Source organism: Aliiglaciecola sp. 3_MG-2023 (genome assembly GCF_030548205.1).
Classification (GTDB): domain Bacteria; phylum Pseudomonadota; class Gammaproteobacteria; order Enterobacterales; family Alteromonadaceae; genus Aliiglaciecola.
The window spans coordinates 1-18,984 of the sequence record NZ_JAUORV010000002.1; the positions used below are offsets into that span (position 1 = coordinate 1).

The 18,984-nt window shown below is 41.5% G+C and carries 21 protein-coding genes; 9 read left to right on the plus strand and 12 right to left on the minus strand.

The annotated features are described in order from the left end of the window. Positions 1 to 257: 257 nt before the first annotated feature. The 6 genes from Q4574_RS01945 to gpmI form a co-directional block, all read right to left on the minus strand. Positions 258 to 659 carry a hypothetical protein gene (locus Q4574_RS01945; protein ID WP_303470850.1) on the minus strand — a complete coding sequence of 134 codons (402 nt, stop codon included), beginning with the start codon at positions 657 to 659 and terminating at the stop codon, positions 258 to 260. Next, on the minus strand, positions 656 to 994 hold the full coding sequence (locus Q4574_RS01950) for a VOC family protein (protein WP_303470852.1): 339 nt from the start codon (positions 992 to 994) through the stop codon (positions 656 to 658). Before Q4574_RS01950 ends, Q4574_RS01945 begins: the two co-directional genes overlap by 4 nt. Positions 995 to 1,131: 137 nt before the next feature. After that, entirely contained in the window at positions 1,132 to 2,070 is a 939-nt protein-coding gene (locus Q4574_RS01955; protein ID WP_303470853.1) for a DUF808 domain-containing protein, read from the minus strand. Between the two features lie 26 nt (positions 2,071 to 2,096). Next, entirely contained in the window at positions 2,097 to 2,849 is a 753-nt protein-coding gene (locus Q4574_RS01960) for a divergent polysaccharide deacetylase family protein (protein ID WP_303470855.1), read from the minus strand. A 78-nt stretch (positions 2,850 to 2,927) separates the two neighbouring features. Beyond that, positions 2,928 to 4,073 (minus strand): murein hydrolase activator EnvC, encoded by a 1,146-nt coding sequence (locus Q4574_RS01965; protein WP_368411628.1) that lies wholly within the window; start codon positions 4,071 to 4,073, stop codon positions 2,928 to 2,930. A gap of 30 nt (positions 4,074 to 4,103) precedes the next feature. Further along, positions 4,104 to 5,639 (minus strand): 2,3-bisphosphoglycerate-independent phosphoglycerate mutase, encoded by a 1,536-nt coding sequence (gpmI, locus tag Q4574_RS01970; RefSeq protein ID WP_303470856.1) that lies wholly within the window; start codon positions 5,637 to 5,639, stop codon positions 4,104 to 4,106. Between the two features lie 250 nt (positions 5,640 to 5,889). On the opposite strand from gpmI, the gene Q4574_RS01975 reads away from it, so the two are divergent. Genes Q4574_RS01975 through gpsA form a run of 4 tightly spaced genes read left to right on the plus strand, consistent with a single transcriptional unit; the run spans position 5,890 to position 8,140 of the window. Next, the gene (locus Q4574_RS01975) at positions 5,890 to 6,315 is read left to right on the plus strand and encodes a rhodanese-like domain-containing protein (protein ID WP_303470858.1); all 426 of its coding nucleotides are present in this window, start codon (positions 5,890 to 5,892) and stop codon (positions 6,313 to 6,315) included. Between the two features lie 18 nt (positions 6,316 to 6,333). Continuing rightward, positions 6,334 to 6,591 carry a glutaredoxin 3 gene (gene grxC / locus Q4574_RS01980; protein WP_303470860.1) on the plus strand — a complete coding sequence of 86 codons (258 nt, stop codon included), beginning with the start codon at positions 6,334 to 6,336 and terminating at the stop codon, positions 6,589 to 6,591. Between the two features lie 25 nt (positions 6,592 to 6,616). Continuing rightward, complete coding sequence (secB, locus tag Q4574_RS01985) at positions 6,617 to 7,120, plus strand: protein-export chaperone SecB (RefSeq protein ID WP_303470862.1); 504 nt, start codon at positions 6,617 to 6,619, stop codon at positions 7,118 to 7,120. Positions 7,121 to 7,126: 6 nt separating this feature from the next. Continuing rightward, the gene (gene gpsA / locus Q4574_RS01990) at positions 7,127 to 8,140 is read left to right on the plus strand and encodes an NAD(P)H-dependent glycerol-3-phosphate dehydrogenase (RefSeq protein ID WP_303470864.1); all 1,014 of its coding nucleotides are present in this window, start codon (positions 7,127 to 7,129) and stop codon (positions 8,138 to 8,140) included. Between the two features lie 17 nt (positions 8,141 to 8,157). Here the strand turns inward: gpsA and trmL are convergent, their stop codons facing one another. The 4 genes from trmL to Q4574_RS02010 form a co-directional block, all read right to left on the minus strand. After that, positions 8,158 to 8,622, minus strand: a complete 465-nt coding sequence (gene trmL, locus Q4574_RS01995; protein ID WP_303470866.1) for a tRNA (uridine(34)/cytosine(34)/5-carboxymethylaminomethyluridine(34)-2'-O)-methyltransferase TrmL — start codon at positions 8,620 to 8,622, stop codon at positions 8,158 to 8,160. A gap of 102 nt (positions 8,623 to 8,724) precedes the next feature. Next, positions 8,725 to 9,720: an alpha/beta fold hydrolase gene (locus Q4574_RS02000; protein WP_303470868.1), complete on the minus strand. Its 996-nt coding sequence runs from the start codon at positions 9,718 to 9,720 to the stop codon at positions 8,725 to 8,727. A gap of 84 nt (positions 9,721 to 9,804) precedes the next feature. Further along, the gene (locus Q4574_RS02005; RefSeq protein WP_303470870.1) at positions 9,805 to 11,202 is read right to left on the minus strand and encodes an ATP-binding protein; all 1,398 of its coding nucleotides are present in this window, start codon (positions 11,200 to 11,202) and stop codon (positions 9,805 to 9,807) included. After that, on the minus strand, positions 11,199 to 11,894 hold the full coding sequence (locus tag Q4574_RS02010; protein ID WP_303470872.1) for a response regulator transcription factor: 696 nt from the start codon (positions 11,892 to 11,894) through the stop codon (positions 11,199 to 11,201). The genes Q4574_RS02005 and Q4574_RS02010 overlap by 4 nt, the downstream gene beginning before the upstream one ends. Before the next feature lie 209 nt (positions 11,895 to 12,103). Here Q4574_RS02010 and Q4574_RS02015 point away from each other — a divergent pair, with 209 nt between their 5' ends. After that, the gene (locus tag Q4574_RS02015; protein ID WP_303470874.1) at positions 12,104 to 12,919 is read left to right on the plus strand and encodes a Spy/CpxP family protein refolding chaperone; all 816 of its coding nucleotides are present in this window, start codon (positions 12,104 to 12,106) and stop codon (positions 12,917 to 12,919) included. Between the two features lie 45 nt (positions 12,920 to 12,964). Here the strand turns inward: Q4574_RS02015 and Q4574_RS02020 are convergent, their stop codons facing one another. Both Q4574_RS02020 and argE read right to left on the minus strand, forming a co-directional pair. Then, on the minus strand, positions 12,965 to 13,384 hold the full coding sequence (locus tag Q4574_RS02020; RefSeq protein WP_303470876.1) for a methylglyoxal synthase: 420 nt from the start codon (positions 13,382 to 13,384) through the stop codon (positions 12,965 to 12,967). Between the two features lie 27 nt (positions 13,385 to 13,411). Then, positions 13,412 to 14,563 carry an acetylornithine deacetylase gene (argE, locus tag Q4574_RS02025; RefSeq protein WP_303470877.1) on the minus strand — a complete coding sequence of 384 codons (1,152 nt, stop codon included), beginning with the start codon at positions 14,561 to 14,563 and terminating at the stop codon, positions 13,412 to 13,414. Positions 14,564 to 14,901: 338 nt separating this feature from the next. Here argE and argC point away from each other — a divergent pair, with 338 nt between their 5' ends. The 4 genes from argC (at position 14,902) to Q4574_RS02045 (ending at position 18,983) form a co-directional block, all read left to right on the plus strand. Continuing rightward, complete coding sequence (gene argC, locus Q4574_RS02030; protein ID WP_303470879.1) at positions 14,902 to 15,930, plus strand: N-acetyl-gamma-glutamyl-phosphate reductase; 1,029 nt, start codon at positions 14,902 to 14,904, stop codon at positions 15,928 to 15,930. Next, positions 15,927 to 16,721, plus strand: coding sequence for an acetylglutamate kinase (argB, locus tag Q4574_RS02035; protein ID WP_303470880.1), 795 nt, complete (start codon positions 15,927 to 15,929; stop codon positions 16,719 to 16,721). The genes argC and argB overlap by 4 nt, the downstream gene beginning before the upstream one ends. Then, the gene (locus Q4574_RS02040; RefSeq protein WP_303470882.1) at positions 16,718 to 17,626 is read left to right on the plus strand and encodes an ornithine carbamoyltransferase; all 909 of its coding nucleotides are present in this window, start codon (positions 16,718 to 16,720) and stop codon (positions 17,624 to 17,626) included. The genes argB and Q4574_RS02040 overlap by 4 nt, the downstream gene beginning before the upstream one ends. 124 nt (positions 17,627 to 17,750) lie before the next feature. After that, on the plus strand, positions 17,751 to 18,983 hold the full coding sequence (locus Q4574_RS02045; protein ID WP_303470884.1) for an argininosuccinate synthase: 1,233 nt from the start codon (positions 17,751 to 17,753) through the stop codon (positions 18,981 to 18,983). The last annotated feature ends 1 nt before the right edge of the window (position 18,984 follow it).

Below are 18,984 nucleotides of genomic sequence, written 5' to 3' on the forward strand. Positions count from 1 at the left end.
CTGTAGCATGGTCTTTAGGCCATGGGGTTTTGGTTATTGTTACCCTCTCTCGGGGCTAAAGCCACCGACTACAGGTTATTGGATTTGCCTCGATATTGGATATTCATTCTAGACCTGTAGCATGGTCTTTAGGCCATGGGGTTTTGGTTATTGTTACCCTCTCTCGGGGCTAAAGCCACCGACTACAGGTTTGGGATTTGCCTCTCTCGGGGCTAAAGCCGCCGACTACAGGTTTGGGATTTAGGATTGAAAATGCACTATTCGCCTAACATATCACGTAATTTTTGTTCGGCAATTTGCGCTGGCGTTAATGCTTTATCTTCATTATTGGCCGCTGATTTGGGGACGTTGTCTACTGCTGGCTCGTCACCAAACAGAGCTGCCAATTGTGCTTTAGCTTGCTGTGCTTTGTCGTCATGAGTGGCTGTAAAGACGTTTCCAGATGGCGAAAAATAATCGCAAAAATTAGCCTTTTCAGTATCACTTACCTGTTCCGCCCTAGGTTCATTACAACCGCTTCGAACATCGTAATCTTTACACATTTTACACACGTGTTGATCTGCTCCGCAGTTGGCACATTCTTCTCGTCGAGACATGGGAAATATAACATCGTCTAGACGGTTTCCACACTTCCAGCAAGTTAACTGACAAGCACTCATTGGTGCTGATCGAACATGATGACATTGCCATCTGGGTCTTTGACAATACAGTGCGCTGGCCCAGAATTACCTTGAGTTTCAGAATCAATTTGATAGCCACTTTTACGTATATGGGCTTCTATTGCGCGCGCATCTGTTGGGTTAAAAGTCAGAATATTGTCTTCGAACATTCCTTCGAATAACCCTATAACAGTTGTGTCTTTTTGCAAAATTAACCATTTGTCTTCGATGCTGCCACATTCTTCATGTGTTTTAAAACCGAGCATTTCGTAAAAAGCCTGTGATTTGGCGATATCTTTGACTGTTAAGCTAACCGAAAATTGTCCTAATTCCATACTAGATCACCTTATTTTTATCATGGGAGCATTCATTTTCGTAGATACACTAATAATCAATATAGTCTCAATCAACATAAATGATAAGAAAGTTAACAATCCGTTTTACGATTTATTGCGTCGCTTTTCACGTCTATTTAGGATGACTTTTTAATTTTAGTCACTAAGGTTACAATCAGCATTACCACAGCGCCGGCCATGACTCCGGTTAACCCTTCAAGTAAAATTGGAGCGACGCTTTGGCTAATACTCCCTAACAAAGTTTCAAGCCAGGCTACAATGTCGTGAACAACATGATGGATAGTCGGAATACTATGAACTAAAATCCCTCCCCCCACTAGAAACATCGCGGCGGTGCCTACAATGGCCAGTGTTTTCATTAGCATAGGGGCAAACATCAATAGCCATCTTCCCAGGGTGCGTTGAATACCATCGAAACGACCGCTCAACGACTTTCTGAGCAAATACAAACCTAAGTCATCCAGTTTTACAATACCTGCCACTAGGCCATAAACACCCACCGTAATAAGCAGTGCTAACCCAGACACAACAGCAAATTGTGTCATGAATATTTCATCTTTAACGGTACCCAAAACAATCACAATTATCTCCGCAGAAAGAATAAAGTCGGTGCGAATTGCGCCTTTAATTTTATCCTTTTCTAAAGCAACGAGATCGACGTTAGGATCTGCTAAAGCTTTTATCTTTTCAGCATGTTCAGCGTCTAACTCTTCTTTCGAGTGAAAGAACTTATGGAATACCTTTTCAAATCCTTCAAAACTTAAATATAAACCACCGATAACCATTAGCACGGTTATGAGCACGGGTAAAAAAGCACTAATAGCTAACGCAGCAGGCACTAAAATAAGTTTGTTGAGAAATGACCCTTTTGCCACCGCCCAAACCACAGGTAACTCTCGTTCAGCTTTTACTCCAGAAACTTGCTCGGCATTTAACGCAAGATCATCTCCTAGAACACCAGCGGTTTTCTTCGCTGCCACTTTAGAAAGCACTGCAACATCATCAAGAATAGTGGCAATGTCATCAATTAAAGCAAGTAGATTAGAAGCAGCCATAATGATTCCTTTTTTCTGCTAAAAGTTTATTCAAGTTCAGATAAAACTCGATCAGGTTTAATATCTAAATGGTGATTTACTGCCAACTGCTGGGTATGCAAAAGGTCGCTGATGGCAACAAGTTGCACGTCTAGTTTCACCAATGTTGGTAGATTTTTTTGCAAATAAGCGATGGTTTGTGGATACGGATGCGCTATGCCAACAGCATATCCGTCTTTTTGGGATAGTTGAATTAATCGCTTAAACTGAACATCAATTTCTGCAGGGTGATTATCGTTATCTAAAAACACATTTCGTCGCGCACTCAACACGCCATTTTGCTGGGCTATTTTAAGCGCTTTACTGTATCGCGTTGTTCTACTGTCTACAAAAAACAAATGCTGCTGAGCTAAAAATTCCATGGTGACATTCATCGGTAAACTTAATTGAGTAAGCTTACTGCCCATATGGTTATTGACGCCAATTGCATCAGGGACGGTGGCCAGTGCCTGTATAAGAGTAAGGCGAATCGATTCAGCTGACATATTGGCAATGAGTGCGCCTGGCCCTAAGGGTTTTCCAGCCAAGGACTCCATCGGAATATGTAGCATCACATCTCTTTTTTGCACTGCCGCTTTATGGGAATACTCTTCAGATAGGTGAGTGAGCGGCAGTATTGAAAATGCCACTTCTTTGGGTAAAAGAAATGCCGCTTCATCGCGTTTAGTATTCCCCATGTCATCGATAATCAGGGCTATTTCCGCTGCAAATAGGGGCGAAATGGCCAGACTTAACAGCATTAATGTAATCAATTTGCTCAGGGATTTAGGAATATAATGCACAATTATTCTAATTCTTAATTTTTGTTGTCAAGGCGGTTATTTTTTAAGCCACTGACTTGGGTTAATGGGGGTACCCTTATGACGGATCTCAAAGTATAAGTTAGGGCTACTTTGACCACCGCTTTGACCGACCAACGCAATCGTCTCTCCACTTTGTACAGTGTCACCCACTTTTTTCAATAACGCTTGATTGTGGCCATACAAGCTCATGTAACCATCCCCATGGTTTAGCACTGTCACTAAGCCAAAACCTCTGAGCCAATCAGCATACAATACTCTCCCCGCGTGAACTGCTCTGACGGGTGCACCAGTATTGCCATTAAATAGAACGCCTTTCCAACGTATTTGCCCCTGTCTAATTCGACCGAACATATTTCGCATTTTACCTTGAGTGGGCAAGTTCAACTTACCTTTAAGGCTGGCTAACCCAGTTAACTCAATGGGACCTTGTTTGGCATTTCGCTCAGCTTCTTCAATGGCTTTCAACAACGCTTGCTCGTTAATTTGCAATTGTTCTATTTTTGCCGCTTCAGAATCAATTTTCTTTTCAATTTTAGCTAACGTAATTTGCCGCAAGTCTTGCTGTTGCTCAAGTTGAGTTTGTTGTTGAGTTTGTTCTTTTTCTAATTCTTCTAGTTGATGTTGTTTGTTTAATAGTTGCTGTGATATTTCACGCAATTCAATAACTAAATTACGAAAATCATCGATTTGCTTTTTTCTAGCGTCAGTGAGATATCGATAATAACTCAAGGATCGCTCCATTTTTGCTGCATCTTCGAGATTAAATAACATCTTAGCGAAATCATTTTCGCCAACCATGTACATACTTTTCAATTGATTTGCTAAGGCGTGTTGCTGTTGCTTCACTTGAGTTTTTAATGACGTTTGTTGAGCGGCCAACTCTTTGCGCTGATGCTGGGTGCTGTCTATCGACTCGCGAGTAGCCTCGATACTTTTAACTGTTTGAGCAATATTTAACTCGGCAGCTTTTAACTGTTGTTGTAATTGTTTTGCTTCGGCAAGTTGCTTTTCGATTTGTTGCTGTTTCTGCTTTATTTGTGCCTGAATATCTTTTAACTTTTCAGATTGCTGGGCAGCAACAGGCACGCAAACTGCGACAACCAAAGAAACACCAACCATTGCTGCCCACAATGGTTGGCGTAAACACCGTAACAGGATCATCTTAAATTGAGCACATTATTAAATGAATCATCAATTTTTAAGAGTCATGATAGGTTTACCTGTCATTTCTTTAGGCTGCTCCATTCCCATTAAATGCAACATGGTAGGTGCAACATCACTCAAGGTACCGCCAGTGCGAACATCCGCATCTCGCCCAACATAAATAAAAGGTACTAACTCACTAGTATGAGCGGTATGGGCCTGGCCAGTTTTGGCATTAACCATTTGTTCAGCGTTTCCATGGTCAGCGGTGATCAAACACTCGCCTCCTACCTTTTTAAGGGCTTCTGTCACGCGACCGATACAGGCATCAACGGCTTCAACCGCTTTTATAGCAGCCTCATAAACCCCCGTGTGGCCAACCATATCACCGTTAGGGTAATTGCAAATAATTGCATCGTATTTGCCAGATTCAATGGCTTCAACTAACTTGTCTGTTAGTAGCTTTGAATTCATTTCTGGCTGCAAATCGTACGTTGCCACTTTCGGCGAAGGAATCAAAATACGGTCTTCACCCTCATACTCAGCTTCGCGACCACCACTGTAAAAGAAGGTAACATGAGCGTATTTTTCGGTTTCAGATATACGCAACTGCGTTTTATGATGGTCAGCTAACCATTCCCCCATCACATTCACTAATGGTTCTGGCGGATAAGCAGCTGGCGCATCAATGGAATCTGCATACTGAGTTAACATGACGAAATTTAAATCTTTCGGACGATATTCTCGCTCGAAACCGTTAAATTCTGGGTCAACGAATGCACGGGTAATTTCCCTTGCTCTATCTGCCCTAAAATTCATAAAGATAAGAGAATCGCCGTCTTCCACTTTAACTGGCTCACCAATACTTGTGGGTTTAACAAATTCATCTTTTTCATCGCGCTCATAGGACGCTTCAAGTGCTTCAATTGCTGAAGCGTACTGGTATTCGCTTTTTCCCTGAGAAATTAAATCATAGGCCCCTTGAACCCGTTCCCAACGCTCATCTCTGTCCATGGCGTAATAACGACCAATTAAGCTTGCAGTTTTGCCAACGCCTAACGTTTTAAATAATTCATCTGCTTTTTCTAAAGATTCTTTTGCACTTTTCGGTGCCGTATCACGGCCATCAAGAAAACAATGCAAATACACTTTTTGCGCGCCTTTGTGTACGGCCATTTTCACCATCGCAAACAAATGATCTTCATGACTATGCACACCACCTGGCGACAGTAGCCCCATCACATGTACCGCTTTGTCATTTTTTACCGCATTCTCAACCGAAGAAGCCAAAACCGAATTATTTTCAAATTCATTGTCTTCAATGGCTTTACTAATACGGGTAAACTCTTGATATACCACGCGGCCCGCACCTAAGTTAACGTGCCCGACTTCGGAGTTTCCCATCTGCCCAGGGGGCAAACCAACGTCTAGGCCAGATCCAGAAATAAATGTGTTGGGATACTCCTGCACCAACTTATCTAAAACCGGCGTATTGGCGTTAGCAATGGCGTTTTTATCGGTATCTTCGCGATGTCCCCATCCATCCAATATAAGCAGTGCTAGCGTCTTTTTCGCGTTGGGCATAAGTTGCTCCTGTGTAATTTTTGACAAAATAAATAGTAAGAATGACGTTATCTATCGCGTTTTCATGGATTTTGAAAATACTGTTAGCGATAGATTAGCAACAGTTTATCCTGTGAACATCATCACTTAAAGTGTATTTATGAGTTAAGTTATAGCTGAATTGCAGATTCCACTAAGCAGGGACTGGTTTCTGTAAAGATTTTCTATATACTTTGCACTCTTTTTTCTACGCCAAGGGGCCGAAGTAGTAATGGATCAAATTATTGAGTTTGTTGGGAACCATCCTTTTTTGTCTGCTGGGTGGGTAGCACTAGTAGTGTTAATTATTTATAGCTATGTGGCAGGAGTCATTTCTCCAGTCAAAGAACTTAGCACCCACGAAGCAACGATTCTAATGAATCGACAGGATGCTATAGTGTTAGATACTCGCCCTGCTGCCGAGTTCAATAAAGGTCATATTTTAGGGGCCAAACAACTTAAATCAGAGCAACTTAACAAGGCTGACTTCAGTGCCCTTGAAAAATATAAAGACAAACCCATTATTGTAGTATGTGCCATGGGTATGACCGCTAAGAAGACAGCATCAGCAATGTTGAAAGCTGGCTTTAGTCAAACCTCTGTGCTCAAAGGTGGAATGAATTCTTGGCAAAGCGCCAATCTGCCAGTTGCGAAATAAACTGATTTAAGGCGAACAATGAGCAAAGTTGAACTATATACCAAAGGTTATTGCCCTTACTGCCATCGAGCAAAGGCATTATTGGAAGAAAAAGGCGTTGCATTCGATGAGTATCGAATTGATCAAAATCCAGATCTTCGTGACACTATGATTACCCGCGCGAACGGCGGTTATACCGTTCCACAAATTTTTATCAATGACCAGCATATAGGTGGTTGTGACGACATGTATGCACTTGAGTCACAAAATAAACTAGACAATCTACTTAGCGTGTAACGCAGTAAACTAAGGAAAACTTAACATGGCAGATGATATTCAAGCTAACCAAGCCGGTGAGCAAGCCCCACAACAAAATGCACAATTTGCAATTCAACGTGTTTTCACTAAAGACATTTCTTTTGAAACACCAAATTCTCCAGCTATCTTTAAGAAAGAGTGGAAACCTGAAATTAAACTGGATTTAGATACTAAAACAGTTGAATTAGAAGCAAATCTTTATGAAGTTGTTTTATCCGTTACGGTTACTGCCACTTTAGGAGAAGAAACGGCTTTCCTTTGTGAAGTACAGCAAGCAGGTATTTTCATGGTTGGCGAAATGCCTGAAGCAAATAAAGCCCATACGTTAGGTTCATTCTGCCCGAACACCTTGTTCCCTTATGCAAGAGAAACCATTTCTAATTTGGTTAATAGAGGTACTTTCCCTCCATTGAACCTTGCTCCGGTTAATTTTGATGCCATTTTTGCAGCCTATATGCAAAAGCGTGCCCAAGAACAGCAAGGTCAAGCTCAAAAACTTGATGCTTAATCATCAATGACCATGCTAAATAAGCAAAGCGTAACAGTATTAGGAGCGGGGTCGTACGGCACCGCTCTTGCTTTTTGTCTTGCTCGAAATAGTATAAAAACCTATTTATGGGGTCGTGACACAGCGCAAATGCAAGAAATGCAACAATCTAGATGCAACCAACGGTATTTGCCCGATGCGATATTTCCTGATGCCTTAGAGATCGCCCTAAAACTTGACTCGGCTATCGCCAAAAGCCAGGATATTTTAGTTGTAGTTCCTAGCCATGCGTTTGCGCAAACACTCAAGGCAATCAAACCTTTTTTGACAGAGCAACATCGTTTGGTTTGGGCAACAAAAGGATTAGAACCCAAAACCGGTCGTCTCCTTCAAGAAGTAGCCGAAGAGGTACTAGGCAATGAGATTCCATTGGCCGTGCTCTCAGGGCCAACATTCGCCAAAGAAATGGTGGCAGGGTTACCCACAGCGATTTCATTGTCCTCTACAGATGAAGTATTGGCTGAAGAATTTAGTGCAAAACTCCATTGTTCAAAAAGCTTTAGGGTATACAAAAACCCCGATTTTATTGGTGTGCAATTAGGTGGCGCAGTTAAAAATGTTATCGCTATTGGCGCAGGTTTATCTGATGGCCTAGGGTTTGGCGCAAATGCACGAACCGCACTCATAACTCGTGGACTAGCAGAACTAACACGGTTAGGGCTGAAAATGGGAGCCAAACCTGAAACCTTTATGGGCATGGCAGGATTAGGCGACCTTGTACTCACCTGCACCGATGATCAATCGCGAAATAGACGTTTCGGATTGGCCTTAGGCACGGGGAAATCGGTACAAGATGCGATAGATAGTATCGGTCAAGTTGTAGAAGGTTATCGAAACGCAGAAGAAGTCAAAATCTTAGCAGATAAATTAGCGGTGGAAATGCCAATTACTGAGCAAATTTATCAAGTACTGTATCAAGGTAAACCAGCTAAACATGCTGCCCTTACTTTGCTCGGTCGAGAACCAACAGTAGAAGGTTAGGAGGCTCTAACCTCTACTCAAACCGCCCCTTCAAAGCCTAATTGCCGCCAAGATTCATACACAAATACCGAAACAGCGTTCGATAGATTCATACTTCGACTTTTAGCTAACATCGGGATTCGTAGACGTTGTTCAGCAGGCAAGCCCTGTATCACCTCATCGGGTAAACCTCGGGTCTCTGGGCCAAACAACAAAGCATCGCCTTTTTTAAATTCAGCTTCTGCAAAGTTTTTCGTCCCTTTTGTTGTGCAAGCGAATACTCTTTTAGGGCTTTCTGTCTGTATATAGGTTTCAAGATCCTGATGACGTTTGACCTGAGCGAATTCATGATAATCTAATCCAGCTCGACGCACTTTTTTATCATCCCAATCAAACCCCAAAGGTTCTATCAAATGCAGATCATAACCAGTGTTAGCACATAAACGAATAATATTCCCTGTGTTGGGTGGGATTTCAGGTTGATAAAGAACAATACTGAGCATAGGTTATCTAAGGTCGGAAAAAGAATGTTGCAAGTGTAACAAATAATATCTGTTCACGAACCCGCAACTTAATTATTTTATAGGGTAGAGTGACACATGTGTCTATGCAAGAAACCTTAAAATGGCACGCAGGGACTGATCACGAATCTCTTCACTTTCCAAAAATATTTCATGTTTAGCATTTTCTATATGCAGCACTTTACAGTTCAACATTTTCCACGCTACTTGAGTCTGTTTAGTATTATTTACGACGCTATCTTGGCCAGCCTGTATTAATAGAATAGGAGTGGTAATTTTAGCTGCATTTTTTTGGATATATGTCATCGCTTTATCGGCTTGTTTGAGCCAAGTGGTAGTTACCCCACCTAGCTTGCATTGGGGATTAGCTTCGTAAATATCTCGAAAAATTTTGTATCTTTGCCGGCAATGCGTTAATTCGTTCACCTCAAATGCCTTAGGCTTATATTTAGTTTGACCAATAAAATACCAAGGTGATTTGCCAAAAAACCGATTGAGGGCCAAATAGCCTTCGATTAGCAAACAACTAAACCACTTAGGTAAGGCGGGTCGAACACCAAACATAGGTGCTGACATAATGCATTTTGCGAAGTCATCTGGGTGGGTCAAAAGGTACAAACTCGCAATTGCAGCCCCCATAGAATGACTGAGCAAAATTGGTTTTTGTTTAGTCTTAGGAGCGATTACCTGATCATAAAAAAGTTTAAAATCGGCAACATAATCAGCAAAGTCATCCACATACCCCTTTTCAGGATCTTCTAACATTCGTCCTGACAACCCTTGACCACGATGGTCATGAATAAACACGCTAAACCCAGCATGATAGAGGTTGAACACCAGTTCTTTATATTTTAGTAAGCTTTCTATTCGGCCCGAAGAAATAGCGATACTGCCAACTGGTTCTGGGTTAATAACATAGGCATAAGCAATTCGTACTTGTTGCTTGCCAAAAATGTTATCGCTGGTTACCTGCTTTTGCCAAAACGGTTCAATAAATTGTGCGTTCCGCTTTTCTATCAAAGATTCAAATTCTGCGACTTGAAAATCTTCACCCATGTTTTGTGCTAACAATTCAATCACTCACCAAGATGCTAGATACCGCATTATTCCAAGTAATAACCTTGGAGTATAATTCACTCTCAATCTTGCCTTATATGTCTTTTATTATTCTTTAATAGGAATTGTGATAGTAACCATCAATCCACCTTCAGGAGAATTAACAGCAATAACTTGGCCGCCGTGCACTTTTACAGCTTGTTTAACAATAGCTAACCCTAATCCTATTCCACCAGTATCTCTATTTCGAGATGCAGACAGTCGATAAAACGGTTTAAACATATCTTCCAAATCCGAGTCTGGCACTCCTTGCCCATCATCTTTTACTGTCACTTGCAGTGTAGTAGTGAGATTGGAAACTGACACTTCAACTTTAGTAGAAGAATATTTTATACCATTGCTAATCACGTTACCCACGGCACTTTTCAACAGGTTTGGGTAGCAATTCAAGGTGAGTTCAGGGATGTCACCTAAAATTAACTGCTTGCCACTATTTTGCGCCTCAAAGGCAGCATCATTAAAAAGCTCGGTTAAACAATTTTCCAAACTAACCAATTGTCTATCTTCAACCGCCACATCGGCTTCTAGCCTAGACAGACGTAGCACTTGACCAATCATTGAGTCTATTTGCTGGGCTTCTTTTTCAATTCTCAAAAGCTGTTTTTCAATGGACTCTGGAAGTGGTTCTTGTTGATTTTGGGCAATGCCAATGGCGAGTTGCAATCTGGCCAATGGCGATCTCAATTCATGTGATATATCGGCCACCAGCCTCTTTTGACTACCAATTAATTGGGAAAGGCGCTTAGTCATAGAATTAAAGTCTTTGCCCAACTCGCCTATTTCATCCCCTCTTTTAGATGCAAATGCTAAATGCTGAGTTAAATCACCATTTGCCACTTGCCTTGCACTTTTCTGTAACTGACGAATAGGCCTCAGTAGCGACCATACAAACAACGCGCAGAGACTACCACTTACAAAAAGCACACTAAGGGTTAGTGCTACAGGATTGGTTCGAATCAATTGCCTAATAAGATTAGGCGGACGAGGCTTACCCGCGAACAATACATAATTTAGTTCGTTTATTCTGACCTTAAATGGGCCGTAAAAATTTCCCGAAGTGGTGCGGATCATATAAGGTTGTGACTCATTCATCAGTTCCAAAAACGGCTCTTTTAAGGGCATCATCTCCTTTGGAAAACCGTAAACAAAGCTTTTACTTTGTTGCGCCACTAATAACAACGCGTCTTTGTTTCTTTGTCCCGTGCGATTCAACAACCTAATTAAATCAGCATTAGGAAATCGTGCGGCACCAAGTTCGATGCGTGTAACTAATTTTTCAATACGATGAATATTATTGTCATTCAGCGGTCTAATGGAATAATCGGAGTGGGTCTGTTTGGCCAACCAAGCACCTACAACACCCAACATAATTGCGGCCAACCAAAACCATAAAAATGTTTTTCCAAAAAGGCTATTAATAGGATTTAGTTTGCGTAAAAACCTCATTGTTCTACCACAAATAAATAACCAGTCCCTCTGACCGTCTTAATCTTTTCTTCTTCAATGTACTGCATTAACTTGCGTCTAATGTTACTCACATGCATATCAATGCTGCGGTCAAAAGCCATTAACTTTCTGCCCAACACTTTTTCACTAATATCGTTCTTACTGACAATTTGCCCAGCATTTATCATCAGTAGCTGTAAAATTAAAAATTCGGTAGCAGTAAACTCCAAGCTATTCCCTGCGCACTCAACGCTTTGAGTATTCGGATTCAAGATAACGCTACCGATTTGCAGGCGCTGTTGGGAGCCTGAAGAAGGTAGGTAGTCCATGCGCCGCACAATGGCCTTAATACGTGCTGACAATTCTCGATGATTAAATGGTTTAGGTAAATAATCATCAGCTCCCAACTCCAACCCAAAAATCTTGTCGAAATCATCGCCTTTGGCAGTTAACATAAGTACCGGGGTTAAATGACTCGTCCTTAATCGCTTGAGCACTTCAAAACCATCGATTTTAGGCAGCATAACGTCCAACAAAATTAAATCGTAATGTTTTGGACCTATGGCTTTTTGTAAGCCTGTCTCACCATCGTTGGCTTGATCTATTTCATAACCTTGGGGCGACAAATATTCTATCAACAAGTCGCATAATTCTTTATCATCATCAATAACAAGTAGTGATTTAGTTTGCATGTTACCTCAATATTCTTGCAGTCATTGGCACATTATGGAATGGATTGTAAGCTTCCAGCTATTCAAGTGACAGCCAAGAAGAACATTATTTACACAAGCTTTACAATGCCCAGACACATCTTTGCGTTGACGTTACTATAATGTTTATCAAGTTAACGACAAAGTTAAAGTCGTTATTTCGATAAGCTAATAACCAAAAGGTGATACACATGAAAAGGAAATTATTTTTATCTAAAGCGCTAATCGCGATGGCGGCCACAGCAGCCATTTCTTCAATAGCGGTTCAAGCTCATGAGCGTCCAGAATCTCCTATGCGAGCAGTGTTCAAAAAATTAGATCTAACGGATCAACAAAAGCTTGATGTACGCACCATCATGAAACAAAGCAAAGAAGATGGCAAAATATATAAGCAAGATCTGAAAGATATCAAAGAGCAGCTTAAGAGTTTAATTCGATCAACAGATTGGGATCAAGAAGCCGTGGTCAGTCTTTTAGAAACTGAGCAGGAAATTAAAGCACAACTGGCTCTTGGTGCAGCGACTAAACGCAATGCAATCTGGAATACCCTCACCGCCGAGCAACAACAAAAGTTAAGTGCCATGGACGAAAAGGGTAAAAATCGCAAAGGCAAAAAGGCGAAAGGAGATAAGCGCCGCTCGCCAATGAAGATGTTTAAGAGACTGGATTTAACTGAAGAGCAAAGCAGCGAAATTAAAGCCTTATTTAAAGCCCAAAAAACGACGATGGACACACAGCGTGAAACGGCTAAAGGTTATCGCCAGCAGGCTCAAGAAATCGTTAGAAGTGAGTCATTCGATCAAGATGCATGGTTAGCGGTTAGCCAAAAGCTGCAAGCAGTGCAATTGGAAATGTCCACAGAAATGTCTAGTGTTCGCCATCAAATCTGGAATATTCTTAATCAAGAACAACAGGCAAAAATGGCGAAAATGGAAGAAAAAAGAGAGCACCGCAAAGGTGGTGACAGAGGTGATAAGAAAAGACGTCATCAAGACGACGAAGCATAACTATCACCTCAGCTAGTAACAGATTATTGAGTGGGAATAACCCGCTCAATAATCAGGTACCTTTCTCATATATTCGTCGCTGTCAAACAGCGGCGAACTAATGATTAAATCCGCAGTACAACGATTACAGGCCACCGGTAAATTCCACACAGAACATAATCGAAGCAATGCTTTCACATCCGGATCATGTGGTGCTGGGTTTAACGGATCCCAAAAAAAGATTAAGCAATCCAATTTACGTTCTGCGATTAACGCGCCAATTTGCTGATCACCACCTAATGGGCCACTTTTAAAGCGATGAACCGGTAAATTCAAACTGTCAGTTATCAAACCACCTGTCGTGCCCGTGGCGACTAAATTGAATTGTTTTAATTGTTCAATATGAGAACGGCTCCAATCCACCAATTCTGCTTTCATGTGATCGTGCGCAACTAAAGCAATGGTTTTTTTAGCTAACTTAGTCATAGTTTACATTTCCTAGTTTTATGTTGCCTATTCGCTAAAGCAGACGTGTTTTATCATATTCTTTATCAATGTGACGGTGGGATCCACATATTCTAACGAAATAAATTCATCCGGTTGATGGGCTTGATTGATACTCCCCGGGCCCAACACCAGCGTATCGCAGCCCAGTTGATTAATAAAAGGGGCTTCGGTTGCATAATTGGCATTGGTTACCTTAAAGTCCGTTAACCGTTCCGCCAAAGCGATAATATCGTGCTCGTTTTTACACGAAAACGCCGGAGCAGTCGGATACATCAACTGCATGTCCACGCGATCAGGATAAGCTTGCTTTACGGGCAACAGTGCTTCATCAATTAAGGCAATCGCTTCTTCATCGCTGAGGCCAGGCACACAGCGGACATCAAAATTCAGTTTACAATGACCACAAATTCTATTTTCGCCGTCACCGCCATGAATATGACCTAAATTCAATGTTGCCTGGGGAACACTAAAACTTTCATCACGATAATTTTTCGCTAATTTATCACGCAGTGTCAGTAGCTGCTGTATTGCCATTTGCATAATTTCAATGGCATTGACCCCTTTATCTGGGTCACTTGAATGACCCGCTTTTCCGGTAATATTTAGGCTTTGCGCCATATGCCCCTTATGTTTACCTATGGGTTTGAGCTCGGTGGGTTCGCCAATAATTGCCATATCCGGTTTGATTAACTGTTGCTGTGCGAAAAATCTAGCACCAGCCATAGAGGTTTCTTCGTCGGCAGTCGCCAAAATATATAGGGGTTTTTGCAGTTTATTCAGGGGGATATCTTTTAACGCTTCTAAAATAAACGCAAAAAAACCTTTCATATCGCACGTACCTAAACCATATAAGAGGTTGTCTTTTTGCTTCAGTGTAAAGGGGTCACTGTTCCATCGCCCTTCATCAAAAGGCACCGTGTCCGAGTGCCCTGCCAATAATAAGCCGCCCTCGCCCGTGCCGAGTTTAGCAAGCAAGTTAAATTTATTTCGTGCTTCTGGTACTTGTTGAATAGAAATGCTGAAACCTAAACCAGAAAAAAGATTCCCTAAGTAATCAATTAACTGACGATTGCTGATGTCCAGTTTTTCGTCTATTGCGCTTATTGTAGGGATGGAAATGATTTTTTCATAAACTTCTAAGAAAGTTAAATTTGGCATAAAAACCTTTAAATATAATTATTCACTTTTATTGCATATTTATAACATTGATGGCATGCTACGTCCATGTTACAAAGAACCAGTTTTAAACTGATTATTAAACCTTAGCGGTCAATTACAGTGCATATTGCCTGAAAATTGATGAATAGAGAATAAATGAGCACCATGACAACAAATAACTCCCTGCCTAGCTACGCGTTTACGTCTATTCGACGAGTCTAAATTTTTGTTGCGTAGCACGCTCCTCTCCTTTGATATAGAAGAAGTTTTTGAAGGATTGGGGCGCTTTTTTTATTATTCTAAGTTAACATTTTTAAAAATTATCGGTAATTATCATTATGTTGAAAGCATGTGTAATCGGAGCGAGTGGATATACTGGAGCAGAAGTGGCCAGAATATTGACGTTGCACCCTAAATTTGAACTAGCAGGATTGTTTGTTTCCCAAAACAGTCAAGATGCAAATAAACCTTTGAGTCAGCTTCACCCATCATTAACCGGGTTAGTAGACAAAAAAGTGGTACCAATTAATGATCAGCTATTAAGTGAATTGGCTGGTTCAGTAGATGCAATATTTTTAGCCACGCCTCACGAAGCTAGCCACGATTGGATGCCCACTCTAGTAGCAGGAAAAGCCAAGGTATTTGATTTATCTGGGGCCTTTAGAATTAAAGATGTGGATGTATTTTCAGACTTTTACGGTTTTGAACATCAACATAGTGACTTACTGGAACAAGCGGTTTATGGTTTGGCCGAGTGGAATGCAGATGCTATTGCTGATGCATCTTTAGTTGCCGTGCCTGGTTGCTATCCTACGGCTTCATTAACGGCATTAAAACCATTGTTTAATCAAAATCTATTAGATAAAGATCACCGCCCCATTATTAATGCGGTATCCGGTGTCAGTGGGGCTGGAAGAAAAGCAGCACTGGGTAATAGCTATTGTGAGGTGAGCTTGCAGGCATATGGTGTGCTTGGCCATCGCCACCAGCCAGAAATTAGCCAATCTCTGGGTACCGAGGTAATTTTCACCCCCCACTTGGGTAACTTTAAACGCGGTATTCTTGCCACTGTTACAGTGAAAACTGTTGCAGGTACTAGCGCCGCACAAGTTTCTGAAGCATTTCATCGAGCGTATAACAATCAATCCATTGTCCGATTGTTAGCGCACTTCCCAAAATTGGACGATGTGGTAAACACAGCGCACTGTGATCTGCATTGGAAGCTGGATGAAACGTCAGGATATTTAGTGATTGGTAGTGCCATCGACAATTTATTGAAAGGAGCAGCCTCTCAAGCAATTCAATGTGCAAACTTGAGCTTCGGTTATGCATCTTCAACTGGATTAATTGCAGAGGTGGGACAATGAAAGTTAAAGTTGTCAAAGTAGGTGGGGCATTTTTAGATGATCCCAGTATTTCCAATGACTTTTTTAGCGCACTATTTGCAGCTCAAGAACAGCAACCTGTAGTACTTGTCCATGGTGGCGGGAGCAGTGTTGAAAAGTTGCTTAAAGGTTTATCCCTCACAAGTCAGAAAGTAAATGGTCTGAGAGTCACCCCTAAATCTCAAATTGATTATGTGGTAGGCGCATTGGCTGGTACTGCAAACAAAAATTTGTGCGCTTTAGCGAAAAAAAGTGGACTTAACCCTGTAGGATTAAGTTTATTGGATGGTAACATTACGCATTGCCATCAGATTAGTGAAGAGTTAGGAAATGTAGGCTCAGCTGAGCCCGTTGACCAAACACTACTCACCACGTTGTTGGCCGCCGGTTTTTTGCCCATTGTTAGTTCTATCGGAGCGGATGACCAAGGTGAATTACTAAATATCAACGCCGATCAAGCAGCGACCGCCATTGCCAAACTGCTTAATGCACAACTGGTTTTATTATCAGATGTAGCTGGTGTGCTGGATCACAATAAATCACTTATTAACAAACTCACGTCTAGCGATATTGAAACCTTAATATCAGATGGCGTTATTCGCGATGGTATGACAGTGAAAGTAGAAGCAGCTTTAGATGCAGCGAACCAAATAGGGCAATCTGTGACTATAGCAAGTTGGAAAAACCTTGAAATATTAACCCAAGGTACTGAAGTTGAAGACAATGCTTCTGCAGGTACAACCATTTTCCCATCGTTAAAGGAAAACAAATGAAACAGGACCTACTAACGTTTAAAGATTGGAGCTCAGAGGCATTAACCAATTTGTTAACCCTTGCGTCTGAAATCAAAGCTGCACCTGAAAAATACAATCAAGTTTTGGCGGGTAAATCCATTGCCGCCTTATTTGAGAAACCTTCTCTGCGCACCCGAGTAAGTTTTGATATTGGTATCAATAAACTCGGTGGTCACATGGTTTATCTTGATTCCCAAGCGGGTAAGTTAGCTGGACGAGAGGACGCCAAAGACACGGCAGCAAATTTAGCCTGTTGGGCCGACGCCATTGTTGCCAGAGTTTATAGTCACGATACCTTAGTACAATTTAGCCAGGCGGCTAAAGTACCAGTCATCAACGCATTATGTGACCTGTACCACCCCTGCCAAGCGGTAGCTGACTTTCTAACCTTAAAAGAAACCTACGGGTCGTTAGAAAATTTGACCTTAGCCTATGTGGGTGATGGTAATAATGTTACTCATTCACTTTTAATTGTTGGCGCAATACTTGGGGTCAATATTGTGAGTGTAACGCCTGAAGGTTACGAAGTTGACCAAAGGATATTTGAAATTAGCCAGAAGATTGCCCAAAAAACCGGAGCGAAAATCACCCAAAGTGATGACATCTCCGCTGCTAAAGGGGCAAATGTCCTGTATGCAGATACGTGGTTATCAATGGGTGACGAAACGCCTTTAGAAGATATTAAACGTATTTTTGACCCTTATAAAGTAGATGAAGATATGATGGCGTTAACCGGTGCTGAGTATGTAATGCATTGCCAACCAGCCCATCGTGATTTAGAAATTAGCGGTGCGCTAATTGATGGCGATAAATCATTATTAATGCAGCAAGCCGAAAATAGAATGCATGGTCAAAATGCAATTCTAGTAACCTTGTTGGCTTAACAGCATAAATGGCACGCTTTAATCGTGCATAAAAAGAATTGTTTGAAATTTAGTTAATAAATTAATCCATTTAAGCTGATTTGCTCAAATTACCAATCAGCGCAAGTTTATTTAGGAAATAGTTATGTCAAAACCCGACGTTAAAAAAGTTGTACTTGCCTATTCAGGCGGCTTAGATACCTCTGCCATTATTCCATGGTTGAAAGAAAATTATGATTGTGAAGTAGTGGCCTTTGCTGCCGATGTAGGTCAAGGTGATGAAGAATTAGAAGGCCTCCATGAAAAAGCCATCAAAACCGGTGCCAGCGAATGTTATATCGTTGATTTGAAAGAAGAGTTTGTTGCAGATTATATTTATCCAACGATTAAAACTGGCGCAGTATACGAAGGTGAGTACTTACTAGGTACGTCTATGGCGCGTCCAGTAATTGCTAAAGCTCAAGTAGAAATTGCCCGCAAAGTAGGGGCAGATGCGCTTTGTCACGGTTGTACGGGTAAAGGTAACGACCAAGTGCGTTTCGAAAGTACATTTGCTGCACTAGCACCTGATTTACAAGTCATTGCTCCATGGCGTGAGTGGGATATGGTTTCACGTGAAGATTTACTAGATTATCTAGCAGAACGGGATATTAAAACCAGTGCTTCTGCCACGAAGATTTACAGCCGTGATGCAAACGCATGGCACATCTCCCATGAAGGCGGTGAACTAGAGGATCCTTGGTGTGAACCAACCAAAGGCATTTGGACCATGACAGTGGATCCAGAAGATGCCCCAGACAAGCCAGAAAGTGTTGCCTTGAGTTTTGATAAAGGACAACTCACCACAGTAAACGGAGTTGCCTTATCGCCATATCAAGCACTCGTTGAATTAAACAACATTGCAGCTAAACATGGCGTTGGCCGCATTGATATTGTTGAAAACCGGTTAGTGGGAATGAAGTCTCGCGGATGTTATGAAACACCTGGGGGCACCGTAATGATGGCAGCATACAAAGCGCTAGAGTGTATGGTTTTAGATAAAGCGGCATTAAAACATCGTGAATACCTAGGCTTAGAATTCTCGCACGTAATGTATGACGGCCGTTGGTTTACAGCCCTATCTGATTCTTTGTTAGCAGGTGCCGAAGTGTTTGCACAGCAAGTTACCGGTGACATTGTGATCAAGCTATATAAAGGACGTGCCACTGTGACCCAACGTCGCTCGCCAAATAGCTTGTATTCAGAAGACTTTGCGACTTTTGGTGAAGACGATGTTTATGATCAAAAACATGCCGAAGGATTCATTCGTTTGTTTAGCTTGTCGAGCCGCATCGCAACCTTGAATAAAAAAGCGCAAGACGCTAAAAAAGGAAATTAGT

Excerpts from the sequence above, each read along its gene's own strand:
- Q4574_RS01945 (WP_303470850.1), bottom strand. The coding sequence starts at position 659 with ATGAGTGCTTGTCAGTTAACTTGCTGGAAGTGTGGAAACCGTCTAGAC.
- Q4574_RS01950 (WP_303470852.1), bottom strand. The coding sequence starts at position 994 with ATGGAATTAGGACAATTTTCGGTTAGCTTAACAGTCAAAGATATCGCC.
- Q4574_RS01955 (WP_303470853.1), bottom strand. The coding sequence starts at position 2,070 with ATGGCTGCTTCTAATCTACTTGCTTTAATTGATGACATTGCCACTATT.
- Q4574_RS01960 (WP_303470855.1), bottom strand. The coding sequence starts at position 2,849 with ATGCTGTTAAGTCTGGCCATTTCGCCCCTATTTGCAGCGGAAATAGCC.
- Q4574_RS01965 (WP_368411628.1), bottom strand. The coding sequence starts at position 4,073 with ATGATCCTGTTACGGTGTTTACGCCAACCATTGTGGGCAGCAATGGTT.
- gpmI (WP_303470856.1), bottom strand. The coding sequence starts at position 5,639 with ATGCCCAACGCGAAAAAGACGCTAGCACTGCTTATATTGGATGGATGG.
- Q4574_RS01975 (WP_303470858.1), top strand. The coding sequence starts at position 5,890 with ATGGATCAAATTATTGAGTTTGTTGGGAACCATCCTTTTTTGTCTGCT.
- grxC (WP_303470860.1), top strand. The coding sequence starts at position 6,334 with ATGAGCAAAGTTGAACTATATACCAAAGGTTATTGCCCTTACTGCCAT.
- secB (WP_303470862.1), top strand. The coding sequence starts at position 6,617 with ATGGCAGATGATATTCAAGCTAACCAAGCCGGTGAGCAAGCCCCACAA.
- gpsA (WP_303470864.1), top strand. The coding sequence starts at position 7,127 with ATGACCATGCTAAATAAGCAAAGCGTAACAGTATTAGGAGCGGGGTCG.
- trmL (WP_303470866.1), bottom strand. The coding sequence starts at position 8,622 with ATGCTCAGTATTGTTCTTTATCAACCTGAAATCCCACCCAACACAGGG.
- Q4574_RS02005 (WP_303470870.1), bottom strand. The coding sequence starts at position 11,202 with ATGAGGTTTTTACGCAAACTAAATCCTATTAATAGCCTTTTTGGAAAA.
- Q4574_RS02010 (WP_303470872.1), bottom strand. The coding sequence starts at position 11,894 with ATGCAAACTAAATCACTACTTGTTATTGATGATGATAAAGAATTATGC.
- Q4574_RS02015 (WP_303470874.1), top strand. The coding sequence starts at position 12,104 with ATGAAAAGGAAATTATTTTTATCTAAAGCGCTAATCGCGATGGCGGCC.
- Q4574_RS02020 (WP_303470876.1), bottom strand. The coding sequence starts at position 13,384 with ATGACTAAGTTAGCTAAAAAAACCATTGCTTTAGTTGCGCACGATCAC.
- argE (WP_303470877.1), bottom strand. The coding sequence starts at position 14,563 with ATGCCAAATTTAACTTTCTTAGAAGTTTATGAAAAAATCATTTCCATC.
- argC (WP_303470879.1), top strand. The coding sequence starts at position 14,902 with ATGTTGAAAGCATGTGTAATCGGAGCGAGTGGATATACTGGAGCAGAA.
- argB (WP_303470880.1), top strand. The coding sequence starts at position 15,927 with ATGAAAGTTAAAGTTGTCAAAGTAGGTGGGGCATTTTTAGATGATCCC.
- Q4574_RS02040 (WP_303470882.1), top strand. The coding sequence starts at position 16,718 with ATGAAACAGGACCTACTAACGTTTAAAGATTGGAGCTCAGAGGCATTA.
- Q4574_RS02045 (WP_303470884.1), top strand. The coding sequence starts at position 17,751 with ATGTCAAAACCCGACGTTAAAAAAGTTGTACTTGCCTATTCAGGCGGC.